We start from the raw sequence: 23978 nt of genomic DNA on the forward strand, positions 1-23978 counted from the left end.
TCTCTTGATCAACGGCTTGAGCGCTCCCGGGAGGCCCTCGCAAATCTGTCTCACAGTGTAAAAACGCCCATCGCGGCAGTCAGGCAGGTTCTCGAAGACAGCAGCCGCCCGCTGGATAACGACCTGAGGCATGAGATGGGATCGCGACTTGGCGATATCGACAGGCAGCTGGAAGCAGAAATGCGACGCAGCCAGTTTGCCGGGCCCCAGGTGGGCAAAAGCGCCTACCCCGTAAAGCAGGCCCGCGACCTTTTGTGGATGATGGGCCGACTTTACCCGGAAAAGTCCTTCGAGTTATCAACGTCACTCACTGATGAATCCCGTTGGCCAATTGAAGAGCATGACCTGAACGAAATATTGGGGAACCTGCTCGATAATGCCGGGAAATGGTCGACCTCGTGCGTTGAACTTTCTCTATCACAAGGAAATAGTATTGCCAGCATAGTTGTGACTGATGATGGCCCCGGAGTCAAAGCAAATGAAATATCCAGCCTGGGTCAGCGCGGGTTGCGTCTGGATGAACAGACACCCGGACATGGCCTTGGACTCGCCATCGTAAGAGAGATAGTTGAACGATACGGTGGGAGCATTACCTTCTCATGCACTTCTAGGGGATTGAGGGTAACCGTCGAGATTCCCGGTTAGCCTTGTATCTGACGCTTTTTATCCGCCACGTTCAAACTGGTCAAAAAAAACAGTACTTATGCTAGCCATATGCTAGGACAATTACTTAAGGGAACCATTCCAAATTACAGAAACGGTTATGGGGGTACATCTTGGGGTACATATAAAACATATGAATTTTAATAACTATAAAAAAACAATTCGGTACATATAAATAAGAGTCCTGCCGGGGGGCACCACCCCCTCATCAAACACAAACATACCGGTAAAAGCCGGCAAGCCTGCTGCTGATTAACTCGCAAATTACAAAGTTACAGGCGGAAGACACGAACCAGCGACGGGTCGTCGGCGTGTTCCAGCAGCATTTTGCGAACGCGTGCCTGCCAGAGGCGAGCAAACTCCACCTGCTGTTCAGGCGTCTCTCGGTTTTGCATAACGGCCAGCATTCGGTCGCGCTGGGATGCATCCGGGGGTATCCGGCTGGCGTCGAACCTTACGGCTACTGCCGCGCCAGTATCCATGCGCTCAAAACGCACGGCCCCGTCATTCTCGCCACTTTTGTCAGCAAAGCTCAGCAGCCCATTGCGTGCAAAGCGGCCCCCTATCCCCTTGAACCCGCCCTGAGCTGAGGCGCCCGTCAGAAGTGTTATCACCTGTGCGACAACCCCGATAGTGCCCTCTGTTTCCGGGGCGGGCATGTGCACCAGGATGCCACCGCGCTCAGGCAATGAGTCCGGGTAAAGCACGTTCAGTGCCGCCCGAACACTCAAGTAGGCACCGGCAACAGTCGGGCAGGAATGCCCCGCCAGCCTTACCGCATCGGCATAGTGATACTCTATGACGCCGCCTTCTGCCGCGCCCAACAGGTCCGCCAGCGGGTCACGCACAGTAACCACAGGTGCGTCATCAAAAAATTCCGGAAATGTCATAACTGCCTCCAGGGAACAGATGTTTTGGTTCGCTCTCCAGCCAACCTGAAATCAGATTGAAAATGCCCGAGCCCAGGCCCGCTCTGTAGCTTCAAACAAGCTGTCGGTCGCCAGCGCCAGCAGGCCGATCAGTATTGCGCCTTGCAATACGTAGGCAGTATTACCATTAACCAGCCCCGCAATCACCGGGTCGCCTAATGTGCGGGCGCCGATAGTTGAGCCGATCGCTGCGGTGGCAATGTTAATGGTGACGGAGGTACGGATGCCCGCCAGTATCACCCGCCCCGCCAGAGGAAGCTCCACTTTAAATAGCACGTGTGCGGAAGACATTCCCATTCCTTTGGCGGCTTCAAGCACCGCCGGGTTAATACCACCCAGCCCTGCGAGGGTATTCCGCAGAATCGGAAGCAAGCCATAAAGCACCAGCGCGAAGAGTGTGGGCTTTTCACCAAACCCCATGGCCGGCACCGCCAGCGCCAGAACAGCTACGGGCGGCACCGTCTGCCCGATGGAGGCTATCTGGCTGACCAGCGGCAAAAAATCGCTGCCGGCGGGGCGGGTAACAAAGATGCCTGCAGACACAGCCACCAGAGTGCCAATCGTGGCAGACACCGCTACAAGCCATATATGGCTCTGCAGCAGAAAATAGAAGCTGTCTCTGGTGTAGATCAGATTGTCGGTGCCGGGCTCCACCCAGGAAAACAGCGGTGTCATTACGGGGAGCAAGGCGGCTAATGCGCACAACAGTGCAATCCAGGCAGCCGGAGCAAGCCACAGGCGCATCAGGCTCCACCCTGCAGAAGTTGTTCGCGCTTTACTGTGCCAATCTCTTCACCAGCCTCGCTGAAAACCGGGAGTTCCGCAGAGTTTTGCCAGACCATAACGGATAACGCAACCCGCAGGCTGTCCGCCTCATTAACGCCATTGCTATAAGGCTCGGGCCGCCGGGGCTGTGGGTAGCGTTCCATCAAATCACCTACCGTGCGCAAAGCCAGGAGTTTCAGGCCGCGATCACCCTTGCCTATCAGATTTTCTACAAAGGCTGATGCGGGCCGCCGAAGAATCGCCTCTGGCGTATCGTGCTGGATAATCCGCCCCTGATCCATCACTGCGATACGGGTAGCCAGTTTCAGGGCCTCATCAATATCGTGGGTCACAAACACAGTGGTTTTATTGAGTTGTCTCTGGATGCGCAGCATTTCCTGCTGCAGATTTTCCCGGGTGATGGCATCCAGTGCGCCGAAAGGCTCATCCATCAGGAGAATATTGGGATCCCCTGCCAGCGCTCGCGCCACGCCAACGCGCTGGGCCTGGCCACCGGAGAGCTGATGGGGGTATTTGTGGGCATCGGTTGCCGGGTCCAGCCCCAGCAGAGTTAGCAATTCATTTACCCGCTCATCGCGTTTGCGGCTTGGCCATTTAAGCAGGTCGGGCACCACGCCGATATTACGGGCGACCGTCCAGTGGGGGAACAACCCGGTGCTCTGTATAGCGTAACCCATATTCAGCCGCAGTGCCTCGGGGTCGGCTTTGTTGATGTCCTCACCATCCACTAGAATTTCGCCGCTGGTGCGAGGCAGAAGACGATTGATCATCCGTAGGGTGGTGGATTTACCACAACCGGAACTGCCCACAAGAACGCAGACTTCACCGGTTTCTATGGTCAAATCGATATTATCAACCGCCACGACGTCGCCGAACCGTCGAGTGACGCCTTTCAGCTCAATCACCTTGATGCCCCCTGGAATTTCAATGCAGATAAAATGGCATCGGCCGCCAATGCCAGGAAGACTGTGGGCAAAGCACCAAGCAGCACCAGATCCATAGCCGCCTGGCCCAGCCCCTGAAAAATAAAGGTTCCAAACCCCCCGGCACCGATCAACGCAGCAACCGCGGTCAGGCCGATGGCCTGTATTGTTGTAATTCTCACGCCTTCAATAATGACCGGTAAGGCCAGAGGCAGCTTTACCTGCACAAATATCTGGCGCTCGCTCATTCCCATGCCACGCCCGGCATCGACCACAGGCTCGGGGACTTCCATCAAAGCCACATAGGTATTGCGCATGATCGGCAGCAGGCTATAGGCAATCAGCGCCAGCATCGCGGGCGCCCAGCCAATGCCCCGTATGCCGAGTGTCTGAAGGAAGGGAAAGGCTGCGGATAATGCCCCCAAAGGCGCAATCAGCAGGCCGAAAAGTGCCAGGCTGGGAATGGTCTGCATAAAACTGACCAAGCCCAGCAGAGGCCGGCGCAGCCGTTCCCGCCTCACCATGGCCAGGGCCAGGCCGAAAGCCAGCACCAGGCTGATAGCAACAGCACCCAGCGACAATGACAAATGTATGGCCAGGGCCTGGGTAAACTGATCCGCCCGGTTGGCATACTCACGGATAAGCGACAGGCTGGACAGCCCTTCACGGGTGGCGCAGAACCACCACCCAGCAACAATCAGTAGTACCGCTGATAACTGCAGGCGGCGGGATGCTTTGAGCTGCCCCAGTGTTTCCAGCAGCATCAGGGCCAGAAAAAAGGCCAGACACCAGAACCCGGCACCTATACCAATCCGGGCATACTCGGAATCCTCCGGAAGTTTGCGCAGCGCAAACACTTCAAGCAACAACGGCTGGGCCATCAGTGCGGTGGTCAACAATAATGCCAGCATCCAAAAACGGTTGTGTATGGGCTTTGTTGCGAGCACAACCGCAGCCACCAGCAGGGACGATACAACCCCTGCCCCGAGCCAACCGGTTGCAGCATAAAGGCCGTAACCGGTGCCAGACACAATGCGGTTGGGCTGTACCACACCGAGATCCAGCAACCACATGCATGCAAATGCAGCCAGCGCCAAGGCGGGTATTACACGGTTTGGTAGCCTTGATGATGAGGGCACGGGTCAATCCAGGCCAAGGCTTTCCAGATAGTCCCGGGCCACGGCCTCTGCAGGAGCTCCTTCAACCGCCACCTTCGCATTCAGCGCCTGCAGCGTTTCCAGATCAAGGGATTCAAACACGGGCTTCAGCAGCGAGCGTATTTGCGGGTATTGCTTCAATACGCTCCCTCTGATGATGGGTGTCGGCTGATAGACCGGCTGCACGCCTTTGGTATCCTCCATCACTTTCAGGCCCAGGGCATTGAGCCCGCCATCCGTGCCATAAGCCATGGCCCCATTAACGTCATTGGAATTGATTGCAGCTGCCCGCAGGGTGGCTGCGGTGTTGCCACCAGAGAGAATAAGAAGCTGATCAGACGTCAACTTGAACCCGTAGGCTTTCTGGAACGCCGGCAGGGCGCTGGGCGATTCGACAAATTCGGCACTGGCCGCAAATTTAAAGGCTTCACCAGCGTTAATATAATCCGCCAGATCCTCCAGGGTTTTAAGATTGTGCTTTTCGGCCAGGTCGCCACGCACGCTCATGGCCCAGGTGTTGTTGGCGTTCGCAGGGGTGAGCCAGACAATATCCTCAGCTTTGAGATCAAGCTCGGCTGCCATGTTGTAAGCCTTTTCAGCATCTTTCCACACCGGGCTGTCTGCTTTGTCGTAAAAGAATGCGGCGTTGCCGGTGTACTCCGGATAAAGGTCAATCTCCCCGGCTTTGATTGCACTGCGTACAATGCTGGTACTGCCAAGCTGCAATCTGTTTTCCACCGCAATATCCGCACGCTCCAGGCGCTGCAGAATCATCTGGCCGAGAACGCCGCCTTCCGTGTCGATTTTTGAGGAAACCACCACCGGCTCCTTGGCAGAAACAGCGCCCGTCACACACAGCAACGCAAGAGCAAGGCACCGCAGCAACGATTGTGAAAGCCCGCGACACGATCTGTGCTGGGCCAGGGCTCTATATTCACGCTTTACTCGACATGTTCCGGAATTTGGCAGAAACACAGGCATTCCCCTTTGTCATTGGGCCGCACGGGGCAACCCAAAGTTCATTGAGTTGTATGACTTTATTATATGGTAGACCAAAAAATCCATTTGGCTCTTGCGGCCCACCCTGTCGCATTGGCTCAACTCAGAGCGGCATTCGACGGTCAGATCTGCAAATACCACAACAAAAGTGCTATTTTCGACAGGTTCACTTTGACTGAACCCACTGTGACATGCTCTATGAACTCACCGCCAGACTGGTCGCAGCCCCGGTTGACTGGCCACGGCAATTGCAGGCAGGAGAAAAGCCATGAGTACACACGCACTGAAGCCAGATGAAGCCTTTGAACAGGATTGTATCAAGCCGGCAGGGTGCAAGGCGGTCGAGCTGTTGATTGAGCCCCGGGACCGGGATATTGGCGGCTTCTCGGTCAGGCGCCTGCTGCCCACCAGACAACGCCGCATGGTCGGGCCCTGGGTTTTCTTCGATCACATGGGGCCGGCCGAGTTTGCCGCCGGCGATGGCATCAATGTGCTGCCACACCCACATATCAACCTGGCCACGGTCACTTATCTGTTTGAGGGTGAGATACTGCACCGGGATTCGCTGGGCAGCCTCCAGCCTATCCGCCCCGGGGATGTCAATCTCATGGTCGCCGGCAAGGGCATTACCCATTCCGAACGGGAGCGTCCGGAGGTCACGCAAAGGGTACATCGCCTCAATGGTCTTCAGCTCTGGCTGGCTCTTCCCGAGGCTGCGGAAGAGATGGATCCGGTGTTTTACCACTACCCGGGTGCCGACCTTCCCCGTATTGAGGTTGATGACGTGCCGATTCGTGTGATGATGGGCAGTGCCTTCGGGGTGTCCTCGCCGGTGAAGGTGTATGCGGATACGCTCTACGTGGAGGCGCACCTTCGCGCCGGCCAAAGTATCAAGGTGCCGGATGCGGAAGAACGCGCCGTTTACGTGGCGGAAGGTGAGTTAACCTCTGGTGGGACGTCAATACCTGAGTACGCCATGGCTGTGCTCTCGAACGCACCCGGTATCAAACTGACGGCGACACGGGATGCCCGCATTGCAATTATCGGCGGGCAAAATCCGGGTACTCGCTATATGGAATGGAACTTTGTATCCAGCCGCCGCGAACGCATCAGGCAGGCGAAGTCTGACTGGAAAGCCCAGGTCTTCCCCAAGGTGGTGGGTGACGAGAAGGAGTTTATTCCGCTGCCGGAATGAACGGGCTCTGCCCACTTGGCTGTTGGAAAGAACGCATGTAATTCCCCCGGTTTATCTGAGGAACGGTATGTCATTAAAATACAAAATTATCCCGGTCACGCCTTTTCAGCAAAATTGCTCTTTGATCTGGTGCGAGGAAACCCGCAAGGCTGCTGTGGTGGACCCGGGCGGGGATCTGGCGCGGATTCGTTCTGCGATTGATCAGGAGGGCGTTACTGTCGAGAAGATTCTGTTGACCCATGCCCATATTGATCATGCCGGCGGTACGGCGGAGCTTTCCAAAACCCTGGGTGTTCCTATTGAGGGGCCGCATAAGGAAGACAACTTCTGGATTGTCGGCCTGCCCCAGCAGGCCCAGATGTTCGGGTTTCCGGCACCGGAGGTTTTCACCCCGGACCGCTGGCTGGAGGATGGGCAGCAGGTAACGGTGGGCAAGCAGATTCTGGATGTGCTCCACTGCCCCGGCCATACTCCCGGGCACGTGGTTTTCTTCCACAGGGAATCCGCTTTGGCACTGGTGGGCGATGTGCTGTTCCATGGCTCCATCGGTCGCACAGATTTCCCCAAGGGCGATCACGGAACCCTGGTCCGCTCGATCCGGGAAAAGCTGTTCCCTCTGGGCGACGAGGTTGCGTTCATTCCCGGGCACGGCCCCATGTCTACCTTCGGTCGGGAGCGGGCAAGCAACCCCTTTGTTTCCGATCATCGGGGCTGAGAAGCCCACCGGTCTCCAGGAACAAGGATTTCTAGCCGCAAATCGCCGTCAAAGCCACTCTCAGGTTCTCCACTGTCCGGTCCACATTGTTCAGCTTTTCCAGACCAAACAGCCCCATGCGGAAAGTGCGAAAGCCCTCCGGCTCACCGCACATCAGGGGCACGCCGGCTGCCGTTTGCAGGCCCTGTTCGCGGAACAGACTGGTGTTATGGATATTGATGTCATCCGTGTGCAGAACCACCACGCTGGGCGATTCAAAGCCCGGAGCGGCAGCGCTTTTGAAGCCGGCACTGTAAAACAGCTCGCGCACCCGGTTGCCCAGCTCTACCTGGCGCTGATACAGCAGATCCGGACCGGTTTCCAGGGTCTCGAGCATAGCGTCACGCAGTACCGCCAGAGTATCGGTAGGCATGGTGGCATGGTAAGCGTGATTGCCAGACTCATAGGCCTGCATAATCTGCGACCATTTGCGCAAGTCGCCTGCAAAGCTGCTGCTGGTGGTTTCTTCCATGCGCGCTATGGCACGCTCGCTCAGCGTGATAAGCGCGGCACACGGTGAGGCACTCCAGCCTTTCTGGGGCGCACTGATCAGCACGTCCACGCCACAGGCTGCAGTGTCTACCCACAAAGCGCCGGAGGCAACGCAATCCAGCACGAACAAGCCATTGACGTCTTTGACGGCTTCGCCAATGGTTTTCAGGTAATCGTCCGGCAGCACGATACCGGCAGCGGTTTCTACATGGGGCACGAACACAACTGCAGGCTTTTCTTCGCGGATGCGTGCCGCAACATCTTCGGCAGAAACCGGGGCATAAGCTGCCTGATGGGATTCATCCGAGGCCTGTGCCTTGAGCACGGTCACACTGTCGGTGATACGGCCTGCTTCGAGGATTTGCGACCAACGGTAACTGAACCAGCCGTTGCGAATCACAAGGCAGTGTTCGCCATTTGCAAACTGGCGCGCCACAGCTTCCATCCCGAAACTGCCGCCACCGGGCACAATAACCGCCCCACTGGCGTTATACACTTGCCGCATGGTGGAGGAAATATCCCGCATCACCTGCTGGAATGGTACAGACATGTGGTTCAGTGAGCGGTCGTTAAAAACCACGGAGTATTCCAGTAGTCCGTCGGGGTCAACAGAAGGATACAGTTTGGACATTGGCGATCAATTCCTTACCTGGTGCAGGCTGTGAGTGATTCGTTGTGCAGACATATTAGCAAATACGGTGCTCTGCGCTTTATTTTTCATGTTTTCTGCACGCCCACTTGTGGAACCCGACAAAAGCTTATAAATTGAACAAAGCGGGCATGCTCCCGCTTTTCCTTTTTTATTTATCCAGCTAACGCATCGGGTGAGCCTGTGAGAGCGTTTTTCTCAGAGACCATTTCTTTCCAGTTCTCCAGTATCTGCTTTCAGGCAGGCACTGCTGGTGCGTTGCCCGCTTTTCTCTTTTCTCGCTGAATCCGCTGAAGAAACGCCGGATTCGGCGCCTGAATCCTGAATTTTCAAATTATCTGTTACCTTTTTTATGGAGATTACTATGTCTGATATGCCGGCAATACTGGTTGCTGAAGAAGATTTCAACCGCTTGACGACCCTGATTGAAAAACAGGGTGATTCCGATGTTGCGGACGGCCTGGATGATGAGCTTAGCCGCGCCACGCTGGTGCCGCTGGCAGAAATGCCAGACGACGTAGTAACCATGAATTCCACTGTCCGTTTCCGGAACGAGGACAGCGGCCAGGAGCACGAACTGACTCTGGTTTATCCGCACGAAGTGGGCACCGGGGAAGGCAAGATTTCCATTCTCGCGCCGGCGGGTTCAGCCCTGCTCGGGCTTTCGGTGGGGGAATCCATCGAGTGGCCAATCCGTGGCCGCAATAATATCCATCTGAAGATCATTAACGTTACCCGGCAGAACTGATTGCCGGGAACAGATTACGGGAGCGGCCTGCAAAAACGCCGTCCCGTCAGCTGTTGTCCCGGTATAGCCGGAACTGCTCAATGGTTTCCCTGAGCGCCTCTGCCATCACAAGCAAATCCCCCGCAATACCGGCAGTTTCCTGAGCATCTGTTGACGCCTGCTCTGCAGAACGGCTGATTTCAATCACGTTCTGATTAATGGCCTCGGATACATCGCTTTGCTCGTTGGCCGCACTTTCCATCTCTTCGTTGAGCGATGCGATTTCCCGTACCGCCGCAGCAATGCTCTGCAACTCGGATTCCACTTTCAGAATGGCCTCTACCTGATGCCCCGCCATATCCGAAGCATGGCGCATTGTGGCCACACAATCGACCACCTCGCTTCTGAGGCCGTTAATGGTACTGCGGATTTCTTCTGTGGAAACCTGTGTGCGGGAAGCCAGCGCACGCACTTCATCAGCAACCACCGAAAAGCCACGGCCCTGCTCCCCTGCTCTGGCTGCTTCAATAGCCGCGTTCAGGGCGAGCAAATTGGTCTGCTCTGCAATGTTGGAAATTTCTTCCAGCATGCTCGCCATCTGGCTGGTGCGCTGGTTCAGATCCTCGATCCGTTTGGCGCCGCCCTGAACCTCGGTGTTGAGCGCCTCGATACCTTCTACTGCCGCACGTGCCAGTTGCTCGCCGCTGCTCGCAGACTCGGCTGTCTCTGCCGATTTGCAGGTTGTATGATTGGCGTTTTCCCGCACCTGCACAGCCGATGCGGCCATTTCTGTGGTTGCACTGGCAACCTGGTCGGTATTGTCTTTCTGCGCCATCACCTCATTGCCGGTGGTTTCGGCTTTTGCAGCAATACTGCGAGCCGCCTCTTCCACTCTTGCAGCGTTATCCATAACCGTGTGCATGCTCTCCCGGATTTTTGCCATCATACGGTTGAACGCCAGTGAGACAGAGCCTATTTCGTCGTTGCGGGACACGTCCAGCTCGATGGTGAGATCGGAGTTTCCGGATATCTGGTCCATACTCCTCTGGAGCCTGCGCAACCGGGAAAAAACCAGACGGTTCAAAACCAGCCCCGTCAGAAAAAATACCGCAGCAAAGATAGCCGCCTGAATACCGCCGCTGGCAAACAGCTGCCGATGCAGCCGGTCGTCGCTTTCGGCAAGAGAATAATCCACACGAATGGCTCCCAGCACATCGCCTTCCCGGGCCTGGTGGCAGCCCAGACAATTCACACCCTGATAGTCCTCCCGGGCAATCACCGGATCAATCAGCGTGTAAACGCGCCCCTCGCCGTTGCTTGAGTAGCGCTCAATCCTCTGCCCTGCGAGGGCTTTTTTGTCGTCGGAATCACGCGCCTGTTCCGCCTGCAAGCCACTGCCAAACATCTGGTTCATCTGGTCACTGCGAATCACCCTCACATCCAGAACATTCTCCGAAGCCATCACTTTGCCCCGGAGTACATCACGATTGTCGATTGTGCCGGTTACCATCATGGTGTTCAGGCCGTCAAAATAGGATTTGGCCAAACCATCCACATACTTGTGACTGAAATCTTCCATATGGTCACGCTGGGCATTCGCGCTATAGAGCACGGTGAACACAAGAATGAGGGAAAAAGCAGCGGCCAACGCGGCGAGCAGCAGAAAGCGGATGGAATAGTGTTTTTTCATAGCAACCCGGTAGAAAATCGATACAAAAAAGTTTCAGCACATTCGTGCAAGTGTCGCGGAAAGACCAACAAACACCAGATCCCAACCGGAATTTCCAGACACTGACTGTTATGACGGCAAAGCGGCGGTTAACTTTATAGATACGCGTCAAATATTTCCTGACCCAGATCAGAAAGGCACTTTTAAGACTGGCCTGAAATATGCTTATTGGGTGTTATCGACGATCACTTTCCGGCACGCGGTCTGCTGCCGGCGGAGGAGTACTGGCCATGTCATTGCTTTCATCTCTCATACAGGCAGGCACCCGCTTTCAGCAAAGCCTGGAAAACCGCCCAACCGCAAAAGGGATGAATGAACAAAAGAATCAGGGTCCTGGAAAAGCGGAGGCTGCGCCCTCCGTAAGTACGGGTGATGACCGCTTTACGCCAACGGGGGATTTCCTGAACGCAAAGGAACAACTGAAAGCGCAGAAGTTGCCGCTGGCAGATTACAAGCAAACGGTGGGGCAGGATCTTGCCTTCATCCGGGAAACACTGCGGCACAAACTTGCCGAATACAACCTGAACCCGGCCTCAAAAATAAGCGTTAACAAAAATGAGGGTGGCAGGATTGAAGTGGGCGGAAACCTTGCAGAAGAAGCACGTACCCGCATTGAAAATGATCTTAACGTGAACAGGAGTTTCGCAGATGCCTTCAGCCGCCTGAGCGTAAACGAGCCGACACTGCACTTTATGGACAATGCCCTGAAGCTCAACCAGGCTTACGGCGTCAATAATTCACTGCTGGACACACTGATCAGCGAAAACCAGCAGTTCAACGGCCTGCAGGACCTCGTGCATCGCTACGACACCCTGCGCCGCTCCGCCCGGACTGATCAGTTTAATGTTGCAGAGAACCGCTCTACCTATGCCTTCAACCTGAATACCCGGGCCTGAGCATCAGGTTTCAAACGGTGCCGGATCGCCCTTGCCCACACGGGTAACCACCGGCACTTCACCCGTAAAGTTCACCACCGTGGTGGGCTCCATACCACAGAAACCGCCGTCGATAATCAGGTCCAGTTCATGCTCCAGCGTATCCCGGATGTCATAAGGATCTGTCATGGGGTCGGACTCGCCCGGTAAAATCAGCGTGCTGCTCATGATGGGCTCGCCTAGCTCACCCAACAACGCCTGAACGATCGCGTTATCGGGAACCCTTACTCCGATCGTGCGGCGCTTCGGGTTCAGCAGACGCCTTGGCACCTCGCTCGTCGCATCCAGAATGAAGGTATAAGGCCCCGGCGTGAAGGTCTTGAGCAGCCGGTACTGGGTGTTATCCACTTTGGCATACACCCCGATATCCGAAAGATCACGACATACCAGCGTAAAATTATGCTTGTCATCCAGTTTGCGAATCCGCTTGATCTTGTCGGCAGCCGGCTTCTCCCCCAAATGACACCCAAGGGCGTATCCCGAGTCCGTGGGATACACAATCACACCGCCATTACGAAGAATCTCAACCGCCTGCCTGACCAACCGTTTTTGCGGATTTTCCGGGTGAATCTGAAAGAACTGGCTCATGAAAGCCCTCCGCTCTGATTTTTCGAACCTGAAGCCGCTGGCCGGGCATCCGCCTTGGAACCTCCCATGCAATTCGGCGACGCCGGCACCGACTGCCCGGACGCTTCCCACTCCTCCGGAGAGTATAGATGAAGTGCCAATGCATGCACGCCACCTGCCATCTCCAGCTCTTCAGAGAGCACCTTGTAAATAGCCTGATGCCGCTTGACCTTCATCTGACCCGCAAATGCCGGCGACACCATGGTCACCTTGAAGTGCGTTTCCGAGTTCGGCGGCACACTGTGCATATGGCTTTCGTTCTCCACCTGAAGAATACTGGCGTCAAACGCCTCATTCAGCTTGCTTTCAATTGCGTTCTGCATTTTCATAATTATTTAACTCTCAACATTCGCTCTGGCAACATTCGCTCTGGGTTGATTGGCGACACCCCGGTGTACGAAGACGGCGTGTTTTGAAAAGGCCAGCTGCGCGCCCGACTAACCCCAAAGCAAACAGTCTACTACAGAAGATGCACTTCCCCGAACCTTGACACCCATCCACCAAACAGCCACATTCCCTTGCCAGCCAAAGACCGGAAAACCTTACCCAGCCATGCTCCTGTACATCGCGGAAAAACCCAGCCTCGGCAGAGCCATTGCCGCCGCCCTGCCCGGCCCCTACCAGAAAGGCCAGGGCTGGATTCGCTGTGGCAAAGGCAACGAAGCTGCCACCGTGAGCTGGTGTATTGGCCACCTGCTGGAGCCGGCCGAACCGGGAAGCTACAACCCGGCGTGGAAAACATGGCGCCAGCACGACCTGCCCATGTTCCCGGACACATGGCAGCTAACCCCCAAAGACAGCGTGCGCCAGCAACTCAACACACTGGAATCCCTGATTCGGCAGGCAAATACCATTGTTCATGCCGGAGACCCGGACAGGGAAGGTCAACTGCTGGTTGATGAAGTGATCCGCTACTTCGGAACCCGGGCCCCGGTAAAACGCATACTCATCAACGACCTGACCCCGGCGGCCGTTACCAAAGCCATACAGCAACCCCGGGACAACTCGGAGTTCCGCAGGCTCTCGCATTCTGCCCTCGCCCGGCAACGGGCCGACTGGCTCTATGGCATCAACCTCACCCGTTTTTATACGCTGAATTACCAGCAGCAAGGGCAAAAGGGCGTTTACTCCGTGGGCCGGGTGCAAACACCGGTACTGGGCCTGGTGGTGGAACGGGACAACACCATCGAGAACTTTGAGCCCAAACCCTACTTTCGCATAGAAGCCCGCTTCCGGGCACAGGAAGAAGAGGCGGACCAGCAAGCGTTCACTGCCCGATGGCTGCCGAACGAACAGTTTCAGGATTATCTGGACGACGAGAACCGCCTGCTGGACCGCGCAACCGCCGGGCAGATTGCCGCCAGCATTCACCATCGGCCCGGGTCGGTGATTGAATCCCGCTTTCGCGACCGCCCGGAAGCGCCGCCCTTGCCTTTATCCCTGTCGGCGTTGCAAATCGAAGCGGGGCGCCTGTTTCGCATGGGAGCGAAAGACGTACTGGACACGGCGCAAAATCTTTACGAACGCCACCAGCTGATCACCTACCCCCGTTCCGACTGCCGACACCTGCCTGAAGGCCATTTTGCCCAGCGCGAACAAATCGCGGGTGCTATCGGCCGCGTTCTGCCAGACCTGGCTGAAACCTGTAATCAGGCCGATTTCAACCGCAAAACAGCTGCCTGGAACGATAAAAAAGTAGATGCCCACCACGCCATTATTCCCACCAGCCGAACGGCACCCAATGGCCGGCTCAGTGATGCTGAACAGAAAATCTACGATCTTGTCAGCCGTTATTATCTGATGCAGTTTCTCGCAGATGCCATACACCGCGAAGGCCGGTTGACCGTGCAGGTTGCAGAACACCGGTTCCGTGCCACTGAAACTGCCGTGCTGGAACCCGGCTGGAAGGCTCTGGAGTTAAAACTCCGGGACAACAACAAAGAAACTGAAAAACCCCCACTGCCACGCCTGGGCAAGGGTGAACCGGTATTCTGCGAAGACAGCACCGTAAACGAGCGAAAAACCCAGCCACCCCAGCACTTCACCGATGCGACGCTGCTCTCGGCGATGACCAACATTGCCCGGTTTGTAACCGACCCGGAGCTTCGGAAAACCCTGAGGGAAACGGACGGCCTGGGCACAGAAGCGACCCGCGCGAGCATTATCGACACCCTGTTCAAGCGGGACTATCTGTACCGGGACAGCCGGCACATTCGTGCGACCGACAAAGGAAAAACGCTGATCGGGGCTCTGCCGGAATCTGTCAGTAAGCCCGACAGAACGGCAGTCTGGGAAGCAACTCTGGAAGCCATACGCAGAGGTGAAGGCGACCCCAGGCAATTTCTCGAGGCACTGAAAACAGAAATCCGCCTGTTCATTGGCACCAAGGCTGAAACGCCGGCAGCAGCGCCACAAACCACATTGCCGAACTGCCCCAAATGCCGGGCACCCATGACAGAGCGAAACGGCAAGTTCGGTCATTTCTTTGCCTGCACCCGATACCCTGACTGCCGGGGAACCCGCCCGCTTGAAGACGCCAACCCGGCAGATGGCACCGGGCAAAAACCTGTGCCCTGCCCCCACTGTTTTTCCCCGCTCGTTCGCCGGAACGGCAAAAAAGGCTGGTTCTGGGGCTGCAGTAATTTCCCGGCCTGCCGACAAACACTGAATGACGACAACGGAAAGCCAGCAATTCGCTTACGCAAGTCTACATAACGATACTGAATGCCTTGCAGCAATTTGCGATAATCGACTGATATGGCGGGAGATCCTGTTTCTCACCCTGATTATGTCAGAGGGGAACAGCATCGCAACAAGGCATCATCTAGTCCGGGAGATACGCAATGCGCATTGCTCTGCTTGAAGACCAACAGGAACAGGCGCAGCACATCCAGTCCATTCTGTCTGAGCGCGGGCATCACTGCGACAGCTTCCCCACCGGCCAGAGTTTTCTGAGTGCCGCACTGCACCGCAGTTACGATCTGATGATTCTTGACTGGCAGATACCCGATATGACCGGTATCGATGTGCTGAAAAGTGTAAGGGCGCAAATTAACTGGCCTGTTCCCATTGTATTTCTCACCCAGCGCGACAGCGAATCCGATATTGTTGAGGCACTGGATGCCGGCGCAGATGACTTCCTTGCAAAGCCGGCACGGGCCGCGGAGCTGGTCGCTCGTATCAACGCCCTGGCGCGCCGTGCCAATCCGGACAACGAGAAAGAAGTGCTGCAATACGGACCTTTTGAAGTCAACACCCAACACCGAACCATTTGCCTGCACGGCGAAGAGCTCACGCTGACCGATAAAGACTTCGACCTGACCCTGTTCCTGTTCCTGTTCCAGAACCAGGGCCGCCTGCTCACCCGTGAGGTGCTGCTGGAGCGTGTCTGGGGGCTGGCTAAAGATATCAACACCCGAACCGTTGACACCCACATGAGCCGCCTCAGGCGCCGGATGGGATTGAACCCGGAGAACGGCTTCCGTATCAAGACGATCTACCAGCGCGGCTACCGCCTGGAAGCCATGAAAAGCGAAGCCGCGAACGAAGATTTAACGAAAGCGAAAGCCCCGGATTCGAACCGGGAAGCACAAATACTGGATGACTGAACACTCTATGCCATTTCTCACCAAAGCATTTCTGGTGCTGGCTTTTCTGGTGATGGGTGCGCCTGTGAGTGCGGAGCTTTCCATTACCCGTGGCTCCGCGACGGCTCTGGCAAGCCCTGCCAGCAAGACTGCGCCCGAGTGGACTTACACCCTGAAGCCCGGTGAGAGTTTTTCCGAAGTGGCCAAAGAGCTCCTGACCAGCAACCAGAGCGTAGCCCGCCTGCTTCAGTATAACGCGATCGAAAACCCCGCCACTCTGGGAGAGGGCGACCGTTTTCGCATTCCCTTGTCCTGGCTGAAAAGACAACCTGACCCAGCTCGGGTCACCTCGGTTACCGGCAGTGTGCAACTGATATCCGGCGTTGATGGCGGGAAAAAAAACCTGACCAAAGGCGCTCTTGTGCGAGTAGGTGACGAGGTGCTATCGGCTGCCGGAGCAGCGACCATCACCCTGGCAGACGGCTCGGAAGTCCGCCTCTCACCCAATTCCAGGCTGATTTTCAACCGGCTGACCCAATACGGCAAGTCCGGCATGGTAGATACCCGGCTACGCCTGAACCGGGGAGAAGCCCATACCCGCGTGAAGCCTGTAATTGAGGGTGGCGCCCGCTTTGAAATAGAAACCCCCTCGGCCGTGGCCGCCGTGCGTGGGACCGCCTTTTCACTGCAAACCGGGCCTGAGGGTACTCGCCTGCAAGTGACCGAAGGAGTCGTTGATTTCGGTGCCCCAAACCGGACCCACCGCATACCCGCCGGTTTCAGCGCCACGGTTGACAGCAGCAGTAGCAGAAACATGAGCATACGCAGAATGCCCCCGGCGCCGGAAATCAATCCGTTCCCCTCTGTGCTCACCCAGCTTCCGGCAGAAATGACCTGGAAACAGAACGCATCCACCCGCTATCGCCTTGATATTTTTGAAACAGAAAGCGGGCGGTGGGTTGAAAGCCGTGAAATCGACGGCAACCGCTTTGACATCAGCCGCCTCGACAATGGCGGGTACAGGGTTCATCTGGCTGCACTTGACCCACAAGGCGCGCTGGGAATGCCCGCCATTCTGCCTGTCGAGGTGGATTTACGGGCCCGCGCTGCAACCCTGCTGGCGCCTGAAAACGGCGGTAGCGTCAATGACGACATGCCGGAATTCCGCTGGGCACTCAACGGTGAAAACGAGGTTGCACGGGTTGAGATTGCCGAAGATGAAGCGTTTCGGAACCTGACAGCAACCAGTGAGTGGGCTCCGGACACATCTGCCCTGCCCTCGCGCCCCCTGAGTCCGGGCCAGTATTACTGGCGAGTGGTTACAGAAGCCGGCGGTAACTCCGTGGCCACCACCGAACCCCGTAAGCTGATTGTAAACGGGACCTTGCCGCCGGTTCGGATTATCAGTATCAATTACATCGACAGCCAGGTTCGGGTGTTTTGGGAGAAGATCGACACAGCTGTAAACTACCGGATGCAGCTCTCGGAAGAGCCGGATTTTGAAAGGGTTATCAAAGAAGCCACATTACCGGATACTACAGCGGCCTTGCGTCTTATTCCCGGAAGGCGGTATTTTGTGCGCCTGAAAGCACTTTCCGACGGCCCGTTGCAGAGCCGCTGGGGGCCAGGGAGGGAACTGTACCTGGAGTAACACTGAACAATTAACACACAGCAGGATTCATGAACCGGGATTGGCTGCCTTTAAAAACGACACCTTGGACACTCGGCCTGGCAATCCTGTTGATGTTTGTGCTGACCGGAACCACGGCCCTGCCACAGCGTATTGATTACTGGCTACTGGATTCAGCATTGCTCGCCCACCCCGCTGACGCCTCTTCCGATATTGCCCTTGTTGCGATTGATGATTTCAGCCTGGCTCAGCTGGGCCGCTGGCCCTGGCCACGACACACCCACGCCGGGCTGATCACCAAACTGCACGAATCAGGCGCAGAAACCATCGTTTTCGACGTGCTGTTCACCGAGCCCTCCCGGGACGATGCCGCGCTGGGACGCGCCATGCAGGCCCATGGTAAGGTTATCCTGCCAGTACACCTTTCCCCTGCAAGTTCCCGCATGCAGCTCAGTGAACAGTTACCGGCGGCCCCACTCCTCAGGGCGGCCTCAGGTATCGGCCATGTACATGTTGAGCTCGACCATGACGGTATCGCCCGAGGCCTTTATCTGTTCAATGGTATGGGACAACAGCTATGGCCCAGCCTCGCCCTTGCAGCCTCTGGCGCTGCCCCTCGAGAGACGGAGATCAACGGCTTACCGCCCTTTGTAAATGTGCGGGATGACTACCGGATTGTTCCGCTTACCGGCGGCGCGGGCACGTTGCCCACCTATTCCTACAGTGACGTGCTGAACGCGCCGCCAGCACCGGAACTGTTCCGCGGCAAAACCGTCTTCGTGGGAGCTACCGCCGCGGGGCTGGGAGACATACTGCCAACACCGTTTTCACGCCTCAGCCGGCCCATGTCCGGCGTGGAATTTCATGCAAGTACACTGTCTGCCTATCAGCAGAAACTGCTTATCAAGCCGGCACCGGCATGGGCCAGCATAGCTCTGGCCGTTATCACACTAATGGCCTTATCCTTCCTGCTACCCCGCATGCGCCCGATACGCACCGTGTTCGCATGTATCTTGGCTGGTGCGGCGATTCTCGGGCTGTACACAGTGATGCTGGGGGCATTCCGGGTGTGGCTGCCGGTAGCTCATGCGCTGATCATTGCCGCGCTGGCGTTTCCCATAGCCAGCGGTTTGCGTCTGGCCATGACCAACCGGTTCCTGAACCGGCAACTGGATGAATTGGTGCGCAGCCCGAGGATTACACTGCCCGAGCCCTCAAAGCGCCCGCCAACCCAGCTTCTGGAGCATTTTCAGGCATTATTTCAGCCGCAAAGCTGGTTATTGACAGAAGACGCAGACGTACTTTCCCTCCGGCATCTGGACCTTTCGGATGTGCCTGCAGAACTGGAACCGGGGCGTTGGCATCACACTGGCAACCAGAGCTGGATTCGGTTTTACCGAGGCAATACGTGCTACACCCTGGGTTTTTCCCTGCCCAACGATCTCAGCCGCGATGCCATACAACGCTACCTGAGCCGCCTGAAGCTTTCCAGCGACACTTCGGCTGAAATCCAACCACAGCCCAGGGAAAACATTTCGGCCCGAATCGAGCGGGTCAAAGTGGCAACCGATCGCCTGAACCACATGCAGGAATTCATTCGCCGCAGCTTCGAGCGTATGCCTGATGGCATCATTGTAACGGACGAACTCGGCATCATCCGGTTTGCCAACGGGCACATTGAAGAGTGGTTTGGAGAGCCCATGCCAAGCCTGGGCGGGCTTCCCCTGACACGACTTCTTGAAGGTTACGACCCGCGCGAAACACCACCCTGGCATGAGACCGTGTCTGAAACGCTCACCTTGCTGCAGAGCCGGACTGTAGATCTGAAAGTCCGGGAAAAAGACTTTCTCATTCATTTTGCCCCCTTCGCACTTCCGCACAGTACACAATACGGAATTATTGCCAATATCTCCGATATCTCGGAACTCAGGGAACAACAACGGCAGCACCGGGAAGCCATAGACTTTATTTCCCACGATGTCCGTTCGCCTCTGGTGTCACAACTGGCCCTTATAGAGCAGTTGAAGCGCGATCCCGGCCATATTAATCAAAGCCAGCTGGAACAGTTAGGGCGGCTGGCGCGGCGAAGCTACCATCTTGCAGAAGAGTTTGTGCAACTGGCCCGTGCCGAGCAGCTGAGCGAAACACGTTTTTATGAATGCGAGCTGCTGGCCATCGTTGAAAATGCCCGGGACAGCGTGAGCGAACAGGCGCTGGAAAAAGGTATATCATTGCAGCTTCAGGGAACCGAGGATTTATGGCTGAGAGGCAACGCAGAATTGCTCGAGCGCGCGGTGATCAACTTGTTAACCAATGCCGTTCAGTACAGCCCACCCGGGTCTGCTGTAAGCCTTCAGGTGTTTCGCGCAGGGCACCAGGCCTGCCTCACGATTGACGATGATGGCGTAGGGATTGACGCTGAAGAGCTTCCCTATCTTTTCGATCGTTATCGCCGCCAGAAAAGCAGCGAACTGGCGGGCATTCACGGTACCGGGCTTGGCCTTTCTTTCGTAAAAACTGTCATCGAAAAACACCGGGGCGAGATCTACGTAACCTCCAAACCCGGGGAAGGCTCATCCTTCACACTGAAACTTCCAATTGCAGACCCCCTGACCTGAGGCCCGGAAGGCCGGAGCCCGTGAGCCGACCGGGCTCTGCAATATTCAGGATTTGATTTCCTTGTACACAACATCAGAAGGAGCGCTCAACAAACCGTTGTAATCCTGCACCTGGATTGTGAAATACCAGACGCCGTCGTCCAACCCTGTCACTTTATGGCTCATATGCGCATTCGCCTGAGCGTCGGAAATAACAATCTTGCGATCCAGTTCGTCGGCGTTCTGACCGTAGCGGATAATATACTTGTCCAGCTCTGCCATTTTGATGTATTCGCCATTTACACGGCTCTCAGGGGCATTCCAGCTCAACACAGCAGATTTTTCTGTCTCTGGAGCAGCAGATCTAAAATCTGAACTGACGGCTTCGGAATCAGAGGATCCACCACACCCTGTGAGCAGACCAACGAAAGCAAACGCGGCAATCCATGCCTTTGACACTTTAATGACGCGCTTCATATGACTTTAACACCAATAAATCGTCGAATTCGCTAAATAATACAAAACGCGGAGAATTATCGGTGTGAAGCTTGTCATTTTATTAGTTAAAAATTCGTCAATATCCCGTCAGAAAACGGTAATAAAACGCCTGTTCCGGCGTGCGCCCTTGATTGATCAGGCAATTTTTTGCTCGGCGGAAAAGAAACTGCACAAATAGACCAACATAAAGTTAATCTGTACATTTTCGGGGGGTTGTATTCCAGCGCAAAAGGGTATCAAGACTGCACGATTGCCGGGGAGCGAATGCTGGCAGCGTACCCGCTGGGGATGATCGCCAACATCCACCCTGGCGACTTCCTCCGCACGCTCTATATTGATGACTGACATCTGACGTCCCACTTCAGGAAACCAAACAGTTCTTTCGAGGTTTGTCGCGGGCAATCCTGTCGTTCTCCATGCCATCTTCCAAAAAGCCGTGGATGGATACGACCGATTGCACAGCCATCATGCAGGTGCGGGCTCGGTTGCAGACACCGGCTTGGTCTCATCCCGGGAGTAGGCAAGGCGGAAATCGCCGGTGCTTTCATCCACCAGGTAGAACTCCACTTGCATACGCTCCTCAGTAAGGTTTACCCAGACAAAGCCCAGTTCGTTCTCTGCCTGAAAGTAAACAGGATTTCGGTCCGGGTCCTGAAACTTGTCTGTTTTCCCCGCTGCGCCAGAAACGATAATGTGAGCGGGCCCCATGCTCTCAGTCGGTTTTAACCACTGCAGCAAATGATCATGGCCTGTAACCAGCATGTCGACGTTATTGCCAAAAGCCTCCTCAAGGAAAAGCTTATAGCGTAAGCCGTCCGCGTCGGGGCTGGTGAACAGCATTCGCATCCCTTGGTCCAGGTCGCCAGCATTGCCATGCTTGCCATTTGAGAGGTAAGGCACGTGGGTCATGGCAATTTTCCAGTGTGCCTTGCTCTCAGCTACCTTGTGCTTCATCCACAGTTGCTGCGGGTAGCCATAGTCTTTCCAACTGAAACGCTTGTCGTAATCCTGATAGAAGCTGGTGAGCGGATTGGAGTCCACAACAAACAGGTCCAGAAACGGGCGTTCCTCAGCAAGCTTGCCAAAGGATTGCTGGTAGTAACGCTCTGGCATGTGCCACTTGGTGGAATAGCGCTGGTCGCTGTAGTGATAATCCACCTGATAATCGCCGCGCTGGTTGTCGCTCCCGCCACCAAATATCGTGCTGGCACAATCGTGATTCCCCAGGCACATATAAAAAGGCACATCCAGGTTTTGATAGGGATACTCGAAGCTCTCGAGAAAGCCGTTATCGTCCACCGAGGTGACACCGTCTTCATAGATGTTGTCGCCCGCTCCCAGAACAAAATCACATCCCTGGTCACGAATGATCTGGCGCATGGCTTCAGCTACGCGGTATTGGCCGATATTACCGGTGCCCATATCGCCGATGGCAATAAAACTTAACGACTCTACTGGTTTTTCTGGCTCGGGTGTCTCCGTACCCGGGGTCTCCGGAGAAGCAGGATTGGTCGGTTGGTTCACCTTTGGAAGTTGAAGGTTTTCGTTATTCAATGTGCTCTCGCCACCGCAGGCAGCCAGGGTAGATACACTGGCACCGCCAATCAGTAACTGCCGCAGGAACGTGCGTCTGTCTGTACTCATGCCATGGCCTCCTCTGGCTCGTTGCTGACCGGCGCCAAAGGTGGCGCATTACGTTTTGGCTGGCTTGGGGTATGGCGGGCCTGAATATGGTTCTCACCACTTGCGGTGAACCAAGCGATCGCGAAGCGTTCCTGGTTACTGGGCTCCGCCACGGTTTCCAGGTGGAACCAATCGGCCTGGCAGTGCTCTGCCGTGATATCCAGGACCATGTAGCCGCGATTGAAGAGGTCTAGCCATTTGAGGTGCGGGTTGGCGGGAATCAGATACGCCTTGGCGATATCCGAGAGGCCTTTGGTGGGGGCAGCAGGGGACGTAACCGCCGGGGTCACGAATTCCACGCCCAGCGACCCGCTGCCGGTAAAGCGGTCGTAGACAAAAGCGTTACCCGGGTCGAGGCTGAGATCCATGGCCCAGGACGAATGAATATCACCAGTCAGTACAACTGTATTATTCAGCCCCATGGCTTCTATCCGGCCAAGCAATGCGCGCCGGCTGGTTTCGTAGCCATCCCACTGGTCGTAATTCACCTGGGCACCGCCACCAAGATCAAGGTTAGGCATGTCTGGCAGGCCGCCGAGCGTTAGCGGTGCGAGCATCACCTGCTGGCCAATCAGATGCCATTGGGCGCCCCGGCTTTGGGACAGCTCAAGCTGGTCAAACAGCCACGCCTGCTGATCATCGCCAAGCAATGAACGGTTGCGGTCCCTGGCGGTTACCGGAGAGTTTGTTTGCTGATCACGGCCTACCACACGTGTATCAAGCATCATTAATGAGGCCAGGCTACCAAACTCGAAAAACCGATAGATACGAATCTGCCTGTCCGGCAATACCGGCCGTATGGGAAGCCATTCGTAATAGGCCTTTATGGCTGCGCGTTTACGGTCAGCGAACTCGCCCTGGTCCGGGCTGTGATTCTCTGCACCATCTTGCCATGTATCATTTGCAATCTCATGGTCATCCCATACACAGATAAACGGGTGTTGACGGTGGCATTCCTGAAGGTCGCCATCGGTGCGGTACAGGGCGTAGCGCCTGCGGTAATCATCCAGTCATCCAGTCCTTCCGCGCTGATCCCTGTCCACAAAATAACCTGTCGGGGCCAGGGATCGCCGCTGGCAACACCATGTTTGACGGGTGATGGCCCGGCCCAGGAAGGCATTTGAGCCTGAACAGTTTGTATTTTGTCCACCGCATCCTGGCCTGCTGCCGCTTGCCCGATGTCACCGCTTTCGGGAGGGCTCTTATAGCCTGAACCACCTCCTTTGCATGCCGACAAGGCCACCAGCGAGGCACTCGCCGCACCGCTTTTGACGAGAAACTCTCTGCGTTTCATCTGGCACTCCTGTGCTGATTTTTTGTTTGAGTTATGACGGTCACTGCAGAAATGTGACGCAATCCTCAGACAACGTTAACAGGCAGAAACGGACCCGAGTATGGCAACACTGACACAGGCTCTG

Annotated in this window: 22 protein-coding genes; 9 read left to right on the plus strand and 13 right to left on the minus strand. The window is 56.0% G+C overall.

Annotated elements, in window-relative coordinates:
• Window positions 1-645, plus strand: a 645-nt coding sequence (locus tag CDH48_RS16485; RefSeq protein WP_157807855.1) for an ATP-binding protein, incomplete at its 5' end; no start/stop codon positions are given.
• Window positions 646-935: 290 nt separating this feature from the next.
• Here CDH48_RS16485 and CDH48_RS16490 read toward each other — a convergent pair.
• The 5 genes from CDH48_RS16490 to osmF are packed head-to-tail and all read right to left on the minus strand — an operon-like array spanning window position 936 to window position 5277.
• A complete protein-coding gene (locus CDH48_RS16490) occupies window positions 936-1553 on the minus strand; it encodes a hypothetical protein (RefSeq protein WP_100689833.1) in 618 nt (205 codons plus the stop codon).
• Between the two features lie 51 nt (window positions 1554-1604).
• Window positions 1605-2336, minus strand: coding sequence for an ABC transporter permease (locus CDH48_RS16495; RefSeq protein ID WP_100689834.1), 732 nt, complete (start codon window positions 2334-2336; stop codon window positions 1605-1607).
• Window positions 2336-3283 carry an ABC transporter ATP-binding protein gene (locus CDH48_RS16500; protein ID WP_100689836.1) on the minus strand — a complete coding sequence of 316 codons (948 nt, stop codon included), beginning with the start codon at window positions 3281-3283 and terminating at the stop codon, window positions 2336-2338. Before CDH48_RS16500 ends, CDH48_RS16495 begins: the two co-directional genes overlap by 1 nt.
• A complete protein-coding gene (locus CDH48_RS16505; protein ID WP_227521134.1) occupies window positions 3280-4440 on the minus strand; it encodes an ABC transporter permease in 1161 nt (386 codons plus the stop codon). The genes CDH48_RS16500 and CDH48_RS16505 overlap by 4 nt, the downstream gene beginning before the upstream one ends.
• A gap of 3 nt (window positions 4441-4443) precedes the next feature.
• Window positions 4444-5277: a glycine betaine ABC transporter substrate-binding protein OsmF gene (osmF, locus tag CDH48_RS16510; RefSeq protein WP_264754775.1), complete on the minus strand. Its 834-nt coding sequence runs from the start codon at window positions 5275-5277 to the stop codon at window positions 4444-4446.
• A 448-nt stretch (window positions 5278-5725) separates the two neighbouring features.
• Here osmF and CDH48_RS16515 point away from each other — a divergent pair, with 448 nt between their 5' ends.
• Entirely contained in the window at window positions 5726-6652 is a 927-nt protein-coding gene (locus CDH48_RS16515) for a pirin family protein (protein ID WP_100689839.1), read from the plus strand.
• A 67-nt stretch (window positions 6653-6719) separates the two neighbouring features.
• Window positions 6720-7367, plus strand: coding sequence for an MBL fold metallo-hydrolase (locus tag CDH48_RS16520; protein WP_100689840.1), 648 nt, complete (start codon window positions 6720-6722; stop codon window positions 7365-7367).
• A gap of 31 nt (window positions 7368-7398) precedes the next feature.
• On the opposite strand, the gene CDH48_RS16525 is transcribed toward CDH48_RS16520, so the two are convergent.
• Window positions 7399-8529 carry an aminotransferase class V-fold PLP-dependent enzyme gene (locus tag CDH48_RS16525; RefSeq protein WP_100689842.1) on the minus strand — a complete coding sequence of 377 codons (1131 nt, stop codon included), beginning with the start codon at window positions 8527-8529 and terminating at the stop codon, window positions 7399-7401.
• Between the two features lie 216 nt (window positions 8530-8745).
• Window positions 8746-8880, minus strand: coding sequence for a hypothetical protein (locus tag CDH48_RS19605; RefSeq protein ID WP_264754776.1), 135 nt, complete (start codon window positions 8878-8880; stop codon window positions 8746-8748).
• Between the two features lie 31 nt (window positions 8881-8911).
• Between CDH48_RS19605 and rnk the strand changes: the two genes are divergently transcribed.
• Entirely contained in the window at window positions 8912-9295 is a 384-nt protein-coding gene (rnk, locus tag CDH48_RS16530; protein ID WP_100689843.1) for a nucleoside diphosphate kinase regulator, read from the plus strand.
• A gap of 46 nt (window positions 9296-9341) precedes the next feature.
• Here the strand turns inward: rnk and CDH48_RS16535 are convergent, their stop codons facing one another.
• Window positions 9342-10964, minus strand: a complete 1623-nt coding sequence (locus CDH48_RS16535; RefSeq protein ID WP_100689845.1) for a methyl-accepting chemotaxis protein — start codon at window positions 10962-10964, stop codon at window positions 9342-9344.
• A gap of 269 nt (window positions 10965-11233) precedes the next feature.
• Between CDH48_RS16535 and CDH48_RS16540 the strand changes: the two genes are divergently transcribed.
• Entirely contained in the window at window positions 11234-11899 is a 666-nt protein-coding gene (locus CDH48_RS16540) for a hypothetical protein (protein ID WP_100689847.1), read from the plus strand.
• 3 nt (window positions 11900-11902) lie between these two features.
• Here the strand turns inward: CDH48_RS16540 and CDH48_RS16545 are convergent, their stop codons facing one another.
• Complete coding sequence (locus CDH48_RS16545) at window positions 11903-12526, minus strand: L-threonylcarbamoyladenylate synthase (RefSeq protein ID WP_100689848.1); 624 nt, start codon at window positions 12524-12526, stop codon at window positions 11903-11905.
• Window positions 12523-12894 (minus strand): BolA family protein, encoded by a 372-nt coding sequence (locus tag CDH48_RS16550; protein WP_100689849.1) that lies wholly within the window; start codon window positions 12892-12894, stop codon window positions 12523-12525. Before CDH48_RS16550 ends, CDH48_RS16545 begins: the two co-directional genes overlap by 4 nt.
• Before the next feature lie 223 nt (window positions 12895-13117).
• Between CDH48_RS16550 and CDH48_RS16555 the strand changes: the two genes are divergently transcribed.
• From CDH48_RS16555 to CDH48_RS16570, 4 genes are all read left to right on the plus strand, one after another.
• The gene (locus CDH48_RS16555) at window positions 13118-15280 is read left to right on the plus strand and encodes a DNA topoisomerase III (RefSeq protein WP_100689850.1); all 2163 of its coding nucleotides are present in this window, start codon (window positions 13118-13120) and stop codon (window positions 15278-15280) included.
• 128 nt (window positions 15281-15408) lie between these two features.
• A complete protein-coding gene (locus tag CDH48_RS16560) occupies window positions 15409-16173 on the plus strand; it encodes a response regulator transcription factor (RefSeq protein WP_100689851.1) in 765 nt (254 codons plus the stop codon).
• Entirely contained in the window at window positions 16166-17803 is a 1638-nt protein-coding gene (locus CDH48_RS16565; RefSeq protein ID WP_100689852.1) for a FecR domain-containing protein, read from the plus strand. Before CDH48_RS16560 ends, CDH48_RS16565 begins: the two co-directional genes overlap by 8 nt.
• Before the next feature lie 29 nt (window positions 17804-17832).
• Window positions 17833-20400, plus strand: coding sequence for a CHASE2 domain-containing protein (locus CDH48_RS16570; RefSeq protein ID WP_100689853.1), 2568 nt, complete (start codon window positions 17833-17835; stop codon window positions 20398-20400).
• A gap of 45 nt (window positions 20401-20445) precedes the next feature.
• On the opposite strand, the gene CDH48_RS19460 is transcribed toward CDH48_RS16570, so the two are convergent.
• The 3 genes from CDH48_RS19460 to CDH48_RS16590 form a co-directional block, all read right to left on the minus strand.
• Complete coding sequence (locus CDH48_RS19460; protein WP_227521136.1) at window positions 20446-20856, minus strand: fibronectin type III domain-containing protein; 411 nt, start codon at window positions 20854-20856, stop codon at window positions 20446-20448.
• Window positions 20857-21342: 486 nt separating this feature from the next.
• Entirely contained in the window at window positions 21343-22521 is a 1179-nt protein-coding gene (locus CDH48_RS16585) for a metallophosphoesterase (RefSeq protein ID WP_100689855.1), read from the minus strand.
• Entirely contained in the window at window positions 22518-23570 is a 1053-nt protein-coding gene (locus tag CDH48_RS16590) for an alkaline phosphatase D family protein (protein WP_100689856.1), read from the minus strand. The genes CDH48_RS16585 and CDH48_RS16590 overlap by 4 nt, the downstream gene beginning before the upstream one ends.
• Between the last annotated feature and the right edge of the window lie 408 nt (window positions 23571-23978).

Source organism: Marinobacter aromaticivorans (assembly GCF_002806975.1).
GTDB lineage: Bacteria > Pseudomonadota > Gammaproteobacteria > Pseudomonadales > Oleiphilaceae > Marinobacter > Marinobacter aromaticivorans.